The following is an 11,973-nucleotide window of genomic DNA, read 5'->3' as shown; positions in this document are numbered from 1 at the left end:
AGGGCTGAGGGCAGGAGCTGTTGTTGCTCGGGGTGGTAGGGTAAGTAGCTGGTGCTCATGCCTTTGCATCGCAGGCTTCGTGCCAGGATTCATCACCAACGAAGGTTTCTGCCGCCCAGACTCCTAGTGGCCTGACAGTCAGCAATGTGGCGTCGTTTTCGAGGGTCGCGGCATCCGCCAACGGCCAGACGCGGGTATTTGGGGTTGCTGCTCCATAGCAGTCATTCGCCGAACTGCCATCTCCGTTTCAGTCATTCCGCCCAAAATTCAGGTGTGTAGTCCGGCGATCGTGGCTCTTGCCTACGGCACCGGATTGCGTGCCAATGAAGTGATCTTATGGAAGTCACCGACATCGACCGTCAACGCATGAAGGTGCACGTAGAACTCGGCAAGGACCGCTGCGCCCTGAGCTCGGCGGTCTTGCGCTGACGCCCGCCCGGACGTCGCCCGATCAATCAATCGCTCACTCACGGCAACTCAACCGTGCTGTTGACTTGTGCTCGCCAGTTGCAACGGTTCGCCCGTTTCAGCGGCACAGCCGGCAGCGGTTAGCAGCACATCGGTGGAGGAGTTCAGGGCGGTTTCGGTCGAGTCCTGTATCACGCTGATGACAAAGCCGATTGCCACCACCTGCATGGCCACATCGTTCGAAATGCCGAACAGCGACGTGGCCATCGGGATCAGCAGCAGCGAGCCGCCCGCCACCCCTGACACGCCGGCGGCGGCGAACGAGGACACGACGCACAGCAACAGCGCGGTCGGTACATCAACATGAATGCCCAGTGTGTGCGCGGCGGCCAGAGTCATCACCGAGATCGTGATGGCTGCCCCGGCCATGTTGATCGTGGCGCCCAGCGGAATGGTGATCGAATAGGTGTCCTCGTGCAGGCCCATGCGCTTGCACAGTGCGAGGTTGATCGGGATATTGGCTGCCGAGCTGCGGGTGAAGAAGGCGGTCACGCCGCTCTCACGCAGGCAGGTGAAAACCAGGGGATAAGGATTGCTGCGAATCTTCCAGAACACGATCATCGGGTTGATCACCAGCGCAACAAAAAGCATGCAACCGACGAGGACCAGCAGCAGATGCGCGTAGCCCAGCAAGGCACCAAAACCCGATTCGCCCAGCGTGCCAGCGACCAGGCCAAAGATACCCAGCGGCGCAAAACGGATGACCGTCTGCACGATGCCGGTCACCGCGTCGGCCAGGTCGTTGAGCGTCGTCCGCGTGGCAGCACTGGCGTGGCGCAGCGCCATACCAAGGGCGACCGCCCACGCCAGGATACCGATGAAGTTGCCTTCCAGCAGGGCTTTGACCGGACTGGTAAATATGCTCAGCAGCAGGTTCTTGAGCACGACCACGATGCCACTCGGTGGTGTGCCAGCGGCCGGCGGCGCGCTCAGGACCAGCGTGGTTGGAAAGCTGAAGCTGGCGATGACGGCCACCGCGGCGGCGGCCAACGTGCCAACGACATACAACATCAAGATCGGGCGAATATGGGTCGGCTGACCATGTTCGTGACTGGAGATGGCGGCCATCACCAGGATGAACACCAGGACTGGCGCGACCGACTTCAGGCCGGAGATGAAGAGGTCTCCCAGTATCGCGACGGATGGTGTCGCGCCGGGCGCGATCAGGGCCAGGGCGATGCCCAGGACCAGGCCGATCGTGATCTGGGCAATGAGGCTCAGGCGCAGAAGTCGCTGCAGAGCCGTGGGGTTCGTGTTGTTCATGAGTGAATCTCTTTGTGGGTAATTTTGTTGGTATGAAGGGGTGTGCCCGGGCGGGGCTGCACGGGGCGCGAGGGTGGCGTTTTCAGCACTCGGGGAGGCTGACGGCGAGACCGCCGTTGGATGTTTCCTTGTATTTGTCCAGCACGTCACGGCCAGTGTCGCGCACAGCAGGGATCACCTGGCCGAGTGAGATGGCGTGCGCACCATCACCACGCAGCGCGAGTTGTGCGGCGTTGGTCATCTTGACAGAAGCCATCGCGCAAGCCGATCCGACCTCAATCTGGCAGCCGACTGCGGCGGCGAGCAGAAAGCTGTCCACGTCGCGTGAGCAGCTGCGGGGTATGAAATTCATGTAGTACTGAAGCACGGCCGAGATGATAGCGGCCGCGCCGATGCGATCTTGACCCGCGCGCCCACCAGCAGCGTGCGCGCGCATGGGAAGCGCCGCCAACAGCCAGGAACTGGCTGCGCACCTTGGCATCTCGCCCACCGAGACGCGCATGATCGGCCCGGCAGGCTACCTGCATCACATCGGCAAACTGGCTGGGCCGACCGAGATCATCGACACGCCCGGCCCGCTGACACCGGTCGAGAGGTTCATCATCCGGCAGCATCCTTATGTCTCGCACCGGATTTTGTCGACGGTGCCAGGCCTGTGACCGCTGCAGTCTTGTCGGCCCACGCATGCAGCCGTGTGGCAGCTACGGGCACGATGTCGTAGGCCATGACCGGCTGCTGAACCGGGTTGAACCGGACCACCGGAAAGCCGACTGTCGGGCGCACCAGCTTTCAGCCTATTACCGACTTACGTTTTAGGTCCTGCGAGAGAGCAAGTGTCGGGTAACGTGCAACACTGCACCAGTCGGCACAACACCTCCAGGCCATAGTTCCACTGGCCAAAACCGGAGTCGACATTGATGTGACCGGCTTCGCCCAGGTCGACGACCTCGCTGCCCCAGACCCTTGCCCAATACTCGGCACGCTCAAAACTCATGAACGGGTCGGTGTGGCTGGCCACCAGCACGCTGGGCACGCCCAGGGCAGCCGTTGGCACATCGTCTTCGGCATGAAATCTGGCGGGCTCGGCCGGGGCCACCAGCATCACCCCCGCCACCTTGGCGGGTAGCTCTGCGGCCAGGCACACCGAGGCCAGCGCACCCAGGCTGTGGCCCACCAGCAGCGCCGGGCGGGTGCACGGGGCCAGCAGGCGGCGTAATGAGCCGCGCAGGCGGTGGGTGTCGGGGTCGTTCCAGTTGCTTTGTGTCACCCGCTTCCAGATCGGCAGCTCCTGCTCCCAGATCGACTGCCAATGGCGCACACCACTGTTAAAGCGCCCCGGCACCAGCACAAAATCAAAGCGCTGGGAAGCGGCACGCAGGGTTTCCTGGGTTTTGGCGTGGTTGGCGTCATTCATCACAGCACATTCCACCGCATGGCTGACCCAGCTCGCCCAAGTTGGCCAGAAACCAGCTCACGGCCAGCAGATCAGCACTGCCACCCGGGCTCAGATGGTGCGCGATCAACAGTTGGTCAAACGCCACCAGTTGCGCTTTGCGCAGGCTGCTGGTCGGGGTGGGCGCGGCCAGCAGGCGCATGGCCTCGACCTGCACCAGGCTCAGCGCGGGCAGGCCGCCACGCGCCACCAGGTTGGTGTCCGGGTTGTGCGCCATCAGGTGCAGCAGCGCCTCCAGCAGCGCGCTTTCCTCATCCATGTCGTTGGCGCGGGCTCGCAGGTACGGCGCGAGGCCATGGGCGCGGGCGGTGGCAAAGCCACTTTGTGCCTCGCCACGGGCACCTGTGAAGCCATATTGCCAGTACAGCCGCTCGCCAGCGCTGTGTGCGGTGGCGGGCTCGGTCAACTCACGTTGCACCAGGTCGGCACACAGCAGGGCCACCTCGGAACACAGGCCCACAACACCGGGTTCATCACCACGCGCAAACAGCCGCCCGGCAGCCGCACACAGCAACCCCAGCGAGAACACACTGCCCTTGTGGGTGTTGACCCCACCGGTGGCGGCGAACATGGCGCGCTCACACGCCAAACCGCTCAGACGAAGTTGCCGCAAAAAGTGCGTAGCTGCCAAATGGTGCCCACCCACACCCTGTTGGAAAAACACCGGGAACCAGGGGGAGATGGCGGCCAGGCTGGCGCGAAAGGTGGCCAGGTCCATGTCATGGTGCGCGCCCGCGTTGGCCTGGTCCACCAGACCCGGTTTGGGTGTTAACTCCATTTCGCGCTGCAGGGACAAGCTGGCCAGGCGGCCCACGGCCTGGGCCATCTGATCAGCGCTTGGCGGCGCATCACTACTCAGGACGGCTGCGAAAGGCATTCACTTTGTCCTCAATGGCACGCTGCAGATCAACCAGCGCATGTTGGCCACTGCGTGAGCAGGCGTGGGCGGGCTCGTCACACAGCAGGCAGCGCCGGGCGGGCCACCCCAACTGCTGGCGCGACACCGAGCTGCCCATCAGGTCCAGCACATCCACATCCCACAGGCGGCCAAGTACATGATGCTCTTCTATTTGTAGCATCATGCCCTTTAAAGATAAGGACTCAGCATCAATAACCATCAACATCTCTGGCCCGGTCACCCAGTGTCCGTCCTGCTGCGCCAGCATCGCGCAACCCGCCTGCTGCAGCGCTTGTTGCAGCGCGACCAAGCCCTGGTCAAAAACAAAACGCGCTTGCGCCGTGTCTTTGACCGGCCCCGGTGTCACCAGGGTCAGCTGCACCAGCGGCCGACCAAAACGCGCCAACAAGGCTTGCTGCTCTGCCACGCGCTGTTCGCGCCGGTTTAGCATCTGCGTCAGGCTGACGCCGGTATGGCTGGGCTCGTCGGATGGCAACACGTCAGTCCAGCGGCTTGATCTGGTGCACCAGATCGATCACGGTGCCATCGCGGTAACGCACCACACCCACCACCTTGTCCAGAAAATCAATCGGTGAGGGCTGGCCGCTGATCTCCAGCGCACGCTCGTAAAGTTGCTGGATGCTGAACACCGGCAAACCGGCGTCGCGCAGGCGCTGTTCCACCTCGGGGCGGTTCGGATTCACGGCGATGCCATGGTCGGTGACCAGCACACCAATACATTCACCCGGTGTCACCAGCGTGGTGACGTGTTTGACCACAGTGGGGATGCGGCTGCGGATCAGCGGGCCAACCACGATGGACAGGTTCGCTGCCGCCGCCACGTCACTGTGACCGCCGGATGCGCCGCGCATCACACCGTCGGAGCCGGTTAACACGTTGACGTTGAAGTCCACGTCAATCTCCAGCGCGCTCAAAATCACCACATCCACCCGGTCACAAAACGTGCCTTTGGAGCTGGGGTTGGCATATTCGTTGGTGGACACCTCGATGTGTTTGGGTGAGGTGCGTAAGGACTCGGTGGCGTCGGCGTCAAAACTCTGGGTGTCGATCAGGGTGTCAATCAGGCCCTTCTTGTGCAGGTCCACAATGCCGCCGCTGATGCCGCCCAGCGCAAACGCAGCCTTGATACCCGCCTTGCGCATGCGGTTTTCCATGAAGCGGGTGGCGGCGGTGCTGGATGCACCGGTGCCGGTCTGTAACGAAAACCCGTCTTTGAAATAGCCCGAATGTTCGATCACGTCAGCGGCGAAACGGGCAATCAGTAACTCGCGCGGGTCGCTGGTGGCGCGCGCGGCACCAACGCTGATCTTGCTTGGGTCGCCCACCTGCGCCACCTTGACGATGAAGTCCACCTGGTCTTGCGAGATGCTCACCGGCGTGTTGGGGAACGGCAAAAACTCTTCGGTCAGCAAAATGACGTTGTGTGCAAAGTGGGCGTCCACCTTGGCGTAGCCGAGTGAGCCACAGCGCGACTTGCCGTTGACGCCGTTGGCGTTGCCAAACTCGTCACAGGCCGACACGCCCAAAAACGCCACGTCAATCACGATCTCGCCGGTCTGGATCAGGTGTGCGCGTCCGCCGTGGGAGTGGATGTGCACGGGCTCTGCCATCAGCCCGTTGGAGATCGCCTCGGCCAGTTTGCCGCGCATGCCCGAGGTGTAGATGCGCCGGATCACGCCGCTCTTGATGTGTTCGATCAGCGGTGTGTTGCACGACATCAGCGACGAGGCCGCCAGCGTGAGGCCTTTGAAGCCCATGTCGGCCAGTATCTGCACCACCGAGTTGATGGTGCGGTCACCTTCGCGGTAGCCGTGGTGGAACGAGATGGTCATGCCGTCTTTGAGGCCAACGCGTTGCACCGCCTCTTGCACGGTCTCGACGATCTTGCGGCTGTACTTTTGCCCCAGGTCTTCCAGGTAAGGGGTGTGGGTGTAGGCACTCTCAAACGGCTGCAGGCCCTGGAGCGCTGGATTGGTCAGCAGCTCTTGCCGTGATTTTTGACTGAGTTCTTGGTTCATGGTGTTCGCCTTGGTGACACGCGATTAACGACGGTAGCCAGACGCTTCGGCGCTGGCGATCACCCGGCGGGCGTGGTTGACGATGGGGGCGTCGATCATCTTGCCGTTGAGCGCGATCACGCCCAAGCCGTCGCGCGTCGCCTTGTCCGCAGCGGCCACCACGCGGCGGGCGTGGTCCACATCTTCTTCGGTGGGGGCGTAGGCGTTGTGCAAGAGATCAATCTGGCGCGGGTTGATCAGGGACTTGCCGTTGAAACCCAGACGGCGGATCAGGTCCACCTCTTTGAGGAAACCGGCGTCGTCATTGACATCCGGGTACACCACGTCAAACGCGTCGATTTTTGCGACACGCGCGGCGTGCAACACCGCGCAGCGGGCGTAAAACAGCTCGGTGCCGTCGCCGCGCTCGGTCTGCATGTCCATCACATAGTCAAAACCCGCCAGCGCAATACCCATCATGCGCGGCGTGGAAGTGGCAATGGCCACCGCATTGACCACACCTGAGGCCGACTCGATGGCAGCCATCACCTGGGTGGAGCCCGGCGCGCGGCCACAGGCAAGCTCAATACGCTCGATCTCAGCCACCAACTGGCGCACATCGTCAGCGGTGTCGGTTTTGGGCAGGCGCACGATGTGGGCGCCGCCACGCACCGCGGCCTGCAGGTCGTCCAGGCCAAAGGGGGTGTCCAGCGGGTTGATGCGCACCACGGTTTCGATGTCGCGGTACAGCGGGTGCTGCAAGGCGTGGAACACCAGAATACGCGCGGCGTCTTTCTCGCGCAGGGTCACCGCGTCTTCCAGATCAAACATGATCGAGTCAGGTTTAAACACAAAGGCGGTACTCAACATGCCAGCGTGGGCGCCGGGCATGAACAACATGCTTCTACGCAGTTTCATCACATCGTCTCCCAGTCAATCGGCGGGTTGCCCGCGGCACGTAACAGCGCCGTCTGCAACCGTGCACGGATGGCGCAATCCAGTGCGCCCTTGTCCTCGATGGTGATGTCGCCCTCGGTGACGCCGAGCTGGCCCAGGGTCTCGTCGATGACGCTGCGAATGCGCTCGCCAAACTGGCGGATCACTTCGCTGCGGATGTGGATGTCTAACCGGTTCGGCAGACCCGGCGCCACCTTGACCAGCAGGTCGCTGGACTCCAGCGTGCCAGCAACCGCTTCCTTGATGATTTTCATAGCAATATGTCTTTTATAGATAAGGGCTAGAGGCCGATTTTTTATTTAACCCGTGCCGGTGGCCACACGTGCGCCGGGGTCAAAGTATTTGGCGCGCAGCAGGTCAATGGTGGCCTGGGGCACCAGCTCGGCCATGTGTGAAAAATCGTCAGCCCGTAAGCAGCGCCGCACCTCTGAGGCTGAAATGGCGCGCTGTGACTGCGCTTTGCGCTCCAGCTCCACCACCTTGACCACCGGTGCGGCTGAGGGAGCCTGCATCAGCCAGTGCTTCATGTCTTCGTTGTACTTGCGGGTCACCGGGCAAAACGGCTCGGTGCCGACAAAACGATGCGTGATACCCAAAGCGGGAGCCACGTGTTCGCGGTAGATGATCAGGTCCAGCGCGGTGTGGCACTGGTCCACTATGCCGCGGTCTTTCAGGAAGTAGCTTGGAAAGGTCGCCTTGGAGATCATGTAGATCGAACCCGGGTGCACGGTGGTGCGCGGCAGGTCTTTCAGGCCCTCACACACCAGCGCATAACGGTCTTCGTAGGTGATCAGCGAGGAGTTTTCACCGACCACAAACACATGCAACCAGTCGCAGTTGTCAGCCGCCTGTTGCGCGAGGTACTGGTGGCCAAAGGTGAAGGGGTTGGCGTTCATGACAACACTGCCAATGGTCTGACCAGGTTGGCGCTGGTCGGCTAGGCTCTGGCAATAACGCGTCAGGCCAACTGGCGAGTTTTCCATCAGGGCAATGACGCCGGGCATCTCCACCAGCGGGTAGAAGCCGCAGCGCGAAAAGGTCTCGACGTTGTCGGGCTTGGTATAGAGAAACAGCTGGTAACGACCCATGTCGGCGGCCAGGTTGGTCACATCCGAGATCAGGCGCAGGGTGATGTTCTGGCCGCGCAGGGTGGGTGACACGGCGACACATTTGATGACGTTTTCACCCATGCCGGCGCAGGCTACCAGCGTCTTTTTGGAGCGCACCGTGACAAAGTCGGCCAGGTTGCCGTCCAGCTCCAGATCACAACTCCGCAGAAATTCTGCAATCTCAGGTTGCAGTTTGGGGTTGTCGCCGAAACTCTCGATCGCCCAGTCCAGGTCACCGCTGGTGAAAGACGAATACTCGCAGTAGGCGTCCTGGATCACTGCCGTCTCGGGTGAGTCCTCAGCTGTGGTTCACACCCACCCAGCCCTTGGGCAAACCGGCCAGCGGCGTCATGCCGTAGATCGGCTCGCCGGGCAAACCGGCCTGCAAGGGCTCACGTGCGGCGATGAGTTTCTCGATATCCACACCGGTGCTGATGCCCATGGCCTCGAACATGAACACCAGGTCTTCGGTGACCACATTGCCTGAGGCACCGGGTGCGTAAGGGCAACCGCCCAGGCCACCCAGGGAACTGTCAAAGGTGCGCACACCCACGTCGTAAGCGGCCAGGCAGTTGGCCAAACCCAGGCCGCGTGTGTTGTGCATGTGGGCGGCACCGGTTTTGTCACCGATGGCAGCACGCACTCGTGTGAACAAGCGGCGCACCTGGGCCGGGTTGGCCATACCGGTGGTGTCAGACAAGCCCGCTTCGTCTACCCCTGCGGCCACCACTCGTTCAGCCATCCAGACCACATCGTCGTCAGTCACCTCGCCCTGGATGGTGCAGCCAAAGGCGGTGGACAAACCGGCCTCGATCTTCACGCCGGGGGCGATGTCGTTGCGCAAGCGCACGATGGCGCGCACTTCTTCGACCATGTCTTGGCGGCTCTTGCGCACATTGGCCAGCGAATGTGCCTCGCTGGCCGAACACGGGATGGTCAGCTTGTGCACGCCGGAGCGCAGCGCAGCTTCGGCACCGCGCAGGTTGGGCACCAGCGCCATCACGGTGATGCCAGGGTGGGTGAGTGCATGGCGCACCACCTCGGCCGCGTCGGCCATCTGCGGCAGCAGCTTGGGGGACACAAAGGAGCAGACCTCGATCTCGCGCAAACCTGCAACCACCAGTGCGTCAATCCAGCGGAACTTGTCGGCGGTGGCCATGGTGGCCTTGACCGACTGCAGACCGTCACGCGGGCCAACTTCGGAGATCAGGACATCAAAAGTGGGGGTGGTCATGGTTCACTTTCCATCGGGTGAGGTCACACGTTGTGCGCGGCGGCCCGCAACTCTTCGGGCGTGGGCACCGGGTAGCCAAAATATTCCAGGTAGGCCGGAATCTGCTCGTAGAGCATGTCGGAGCCGATCTGGATCGGGCAGCCACGCGCCTGCGCGGCCTTCAAAAACGCTGTCATGTCGGTTTTCATGACCACTTCACCCACAAAAGTGCAGGGGTCCACCCGGCTCATGTCTACCGGCAAGGGGTCACCGTCATTCATGCCCATCGGGGTGGCGTTCACCAGCAGTTCATAACCCGCCGGGTCCTTGCTGCCGGTGTGGATGGTCATGGCCGGGTAATGCTGCATCAGACGGTCGGCCAAGCCTTGCGCCGCCGCGTTGTCAACATCAAACAGGTCCATCTCCAGCACCCCGGCCGCCGCCAAGGACGCGGCAATCGCACAACCAACCCCTCCCGCACCCACCACCAGTGCGCGGCGGCCTTTGGGCTCAAACCCCTTGCGCTTGATGCCACGCACAAAACCTTCGCCGTCAAACATATCGCCCTGCAGGCGGCCATCGGCCAGGCGGCGCACCGCGTTGCACGACCCGGCAATCGCTGCCGTGGGCCGCACCTCGTCAAGCAGGCCCACGGTGGTGACCTTGTGTGGCATGGTGATCAAGGCACCACGGATATTGCCCAGGCTAAACACCGCGCGCAAAAACTGCGGAAACGGCGCACTCTGGCACGACATCGGCACCACCACGGTATTGATGCCCATGGCCGAAAACCAGGGGTTGTAAATCAGCGGCGCCTTGAAGGCATAGGTGGGGTAGCCGATGTGCGCGATGATGTCTGTGTTGCCGTCGATACGCATGATTTTTCTGCCAAAATGGGCTATAGCCCTTATTAGATATGGGTATGCAGCTATTAAGTTAATAGTTATTTGTCAGTCAGAGGCACGCGCCCTGGCGGCCGAGACAGCGGCGCGCAAACCCAGCAGGTAACTGTCCACACCGAAGCCGCAAATCTGCCCCATCACAATCTCACCAAACACCGAGTGGTGGCGGAAGACTTCACGGGCGTGGATGTTGGACATGTGTAACTCAACAATCGGGCAGGTCAAAATCGCCAATGCGTCACGGATGCCGTAGCTGTAATGCGTCCAGGCGCCCGCGTTGATCAGCACCGCAGCTACCTGGTCCTGGTAGGCCTGGTGGATGCGCTCACACATCTCACCCTCATGGTTGGTCTGGTAGGCCTCAACCTCCACACCCAGCTCGGTGCCCAGCGTCGTCAATGTGGCATTGATCTCGTCGAGCGTGATGGTGCCGTACTGCTTTGGGTCACGCTTGCCGAACATGTTGTGGTTGATGCCATGCAGCATGAGTATTCTCATGAGGGGTTCCTTGGTTTGTGCGGGTCATTGCCGACCAGCGATTCACCGTGTGATCATTGGGCAGCGGCAGGCGTCGTGTGCCAAGACTTCGGCCTCACACGGGTTGTCCAAGCCGTCGCGGTCGGGAGGCGCAGTGAGACTTCACTGCGCCTCCCGCCATAACCAGCTTATTTGCGCAACTTGGCCAGTTCGGCTTGCACTTCTTTCACCGTTTCTTCGCCCACACTGGCGCTGAACTGGGCAATCACCGGTTTCATCTTGTCGCGTAATTTGGCCACTTCAGCTGGCGAGAACTCGCTCACCGTCATGCCACCTTTTTTCAGCACATCCAGGTTGACGGCCACGGCAGCACGTGCTTGCTGGCGTTGGTACTTGGTGGCTTCGTCGGCAGAATCATCAACAATTTTCTTCTCGGCTGGGGTCAGGGCGTCCCAAACCTTCTTGCTGAAAATCACCGACTGCGGGTTGTACTGGTGGTTGGTCAGCGTGATGTATTTCTGCACTTCAAAGAACTTGCTGGTGGCAATCACCGATATCGGGTTTTCCTGGCCGTCAATGGCTTTTTGCTCCAGCCCGGCATACACCTCGGGGAACGGCAGCGGCGTCGGGTTGGCACCCAGGGCCTTGACCCAGGCCACGTTGATCGGGTTGGGAATGACGCGCAGTTTCAGGCCCTCAATGTCTTCCACCTTGGTGATCGGGCGTTTGCTGTTGGTGATGTGACGGTAACCGAGTTCCCAGTAGGACAAGCCAATCAGGCCTTTGTCGTTGAGTTTTTCATGCAGACGTTTGCCCACAGGGCCATCTACCAGTGCGTCGGACTCTTTTTCGTTGGCAAACAGAAACGGGAAATCAAATAGCGCCAGCTCTTTGGCCACACTGGCCAAAATGCCGGTATTCATCACGGCCATGTCGAGCGTGCCACCCTGAATGGCTGACACATTGGCCTGGTCGCTGCCCAAGATGCCACCGGTAAACAACTTGACTTGCATCTTGCCGCCGGACTTGGCCGCCAACAGTTCAGCAAACTTTTTCATGCCCGCCACCGACGGGTGTTCGCCCGCGCCGTTGGTGGCGAACTTGAAGTTGTGTTCTTTGATGTCTTGTGCGCCAGCCATGCCAAACGCCGCCAGGACAGCAGTGGCGACGAGGGATTTGAGGATCAAACGTTTCATGAGAGTCTCCATCTACGGT

At 61.4% G+C, this 11,973-nt stretch carries 14 protein-coding genes; 1 reads left to right on the top strand and 13 read right to left on the bottom strand.

The window, feature by feature from the left end; genetic code table 11:
• Positions 1-477: 477 nt before the first annotated feature.
• Positions 478-1,731, bottom strand: coding sequence for a serine/threonine transporter SstT (gene sstT, locus FDG13_RS03535; protein WP_180125435.1), 1,254 nt, complete (start codon positions 1,729-1,731; stop codon positions 478-480).
• A gap of 82 nt (positions 1,732-1,813) precedes the next feature.
• Entirely contained in the window at positions 1,814-2,083 is a 270-nt protein-coding gene (locus FDG13_RS03530; RefSeq protein ID WP_370528152.1) for an L-serine ammonia-lyase, iron-sulfur-dependent, subunit alpha, read from the bottom strand.
• 82 nt (positions 2,084-2,165) lie between these two features.
• Between FDG13_RS03530 and FDG13_RS03525 the strand changes: the two genes are divergently transcribed.
• Positions 2,166-2,390 (top strand): HD-GYP domain-containing protein, encoded by a 225-nt coding sequence (locus FDG13_RS03525; protein ID WP_180125366.1) that lies wholly within the window; start codon positions 2,166-2,168, stop codon positions 2,388-2,390.
• 146 nt (positions 2,391-2,536) lie between these two features.
• Here the strand turns inward: FDG13_RS03525 and FDG13_RS03520 are convergent, their stop codons facing one another.
• From FDG13_RS03520 to FDG13_RS03470, 11 genes are all read right to left on the bottom strand, one after another.
• Entirely contained in the window at positions 2,537-3,145 is a 609-nt protein-coding gene (locus FDG13_RS03520; RefSeq protein ID WP_180125433.1) for an alpha/beta hydrolase, read from the bottom strand.
• Positions 3,138-4,061, bottom strand: a complete 924-nt coding sequence (gene citG, locus FDG13_RS03515) for a triphosphoribosyl-dephospho-CoA synthase CitG (protein ID WP_218942607.1) — start codon at positions 4,059-4,061, stop codon at positions 3,138-3,140. The genes FDG13_RS03520 and citG overlap by 8 nt, the downstream gene beginning before the upstream one ends.
• Complete coding sequence (gene citX / locus FDG13_RS03510; protein ID WP_370528151.1) at positions 4,036-4,581, bottom strand: citrate lyase holo-[acyl-carrier protein] synthase; 546 nt, start codon at positions 4,579-4,581, stop codon at positions 4,036-4,038. Before citX ends, citG begins: the two co-directional genes overlap by 26 nt.
• Before the next feature lies 1 nt (position 4,582).
• Positions 4,583-6,121, bottom strand: a complete 1,539-nt coding sequence (gene citF / locus FDG13_RS03505; protein WP_180125432.1) for a citrate lyase subunit alpha — start codon at positions 6,119-6,121, stop codon at positions 4,583-4,585.
• Positions 6,122-6,145: 24 nt separating this feature from the next.
• Positions 6,146-7,018: an aldolase/citrate lyase family protein gene (locus FDG13_RS03500; RefSeq protein WP_218942606.1), complete on the bottom strand. Its 873-nt coding sequence runs from the start codon at positions 7,016-7,018 to the stop codon at positions 6,146-6,148.
• Positions 7,018-7,311 (bottom strand): citrate lyase acyl carrier protein, encoded by a 294-nt coding sequence (gene citD / locus FDG13_RS03495; RefSeq protein ID WP_180125430.1) that lies wholly within the window; start codon positions 7,309-7,311, stop codon positions 7,018-7,020. Before citD ends, FDG13_RS03500 begins: the two co-directional genes overlap by 1 nt.
• A 45-nt stretch (positions 7,312-7,356) precedes the next feature.
• Positions 7,357-8,445 carry a [citrate (pro-3S)-lyase] ligase gene (gene citC, locus FDG13_RS03490; protein ID WP_180125429.1) on the bottom strand — a complete coding sequence of 363 codons (1,089 nt, stop codon included), beginning with the start codon at positions 8,443-8,445 and terminating at the stop codon, positions 7,357-7,359.
• A gap of 19 nt (positions 8,446-8,464) precedes the next feature.
• Complete coding sequence (locus FDG13_RS03485) at positions 8,465-9,400, bottom strand: hydroxymethylglutaryl-CoA lyase (protein ID WP_180125428.1); 936 nt, start codon at positions 9,398-9,400, stop codon at positions 8,465-8,467.
• 23 nt (positions 9,401-9,423) lie between these two features.
• Positions 9,424-10,257 carry a shikimate dehydrogenase gene (locus FDG13_RS03480; protein WP_180125427.1) on the bottom strand — a complete coding sequence of 278 codons (834 nt, stop codon included), beginning with the start codon at positions 10,255-10,257 and terminating at the stop codon, positions 9,424-9,426.
• A 72-nt stretch (positions 10,258-10,329) separates the two neighbouring features.
• Entirely contained in the window at positions 10,330-10,779 is a 450-nt protein-coding gene (gene aroQ, locus FDG13_RS03475) for a type II 3-dehydroquinate dehydratase (protein ID WP_180125426.1), read from the bottom strand.
• Between the two features lie 167 nt (positions 10,780-10,946).
• Positions 10,947-11,954, bottom strand: a complete 1,008-nt coding sequence (locus tag FDG13_RS03470; protein WP_180125425.1) for a TRAP transporter substrate-binding protein — start codon at positions 11,952-11,954, stop codon at positions 10,947-10,949.
• Between the last annotated feature and the right edge of the window lie 19 nt (positions 11,955-11,973).

Source organism: Rhodoferax sp. BLA1 (genome assembly GCF_013416775.1).
GTDB lineage: Bacteria > Pseudomonadota > Gammaproteobacteria > Burkholderiales > Burkholderiaceae_C > Rhodoferax.
The sequence above is the reverse complement of the archived record's forward strand: the minus strand, read 5'-3'. Positions and strand labels throughout refer to the sequence as shown.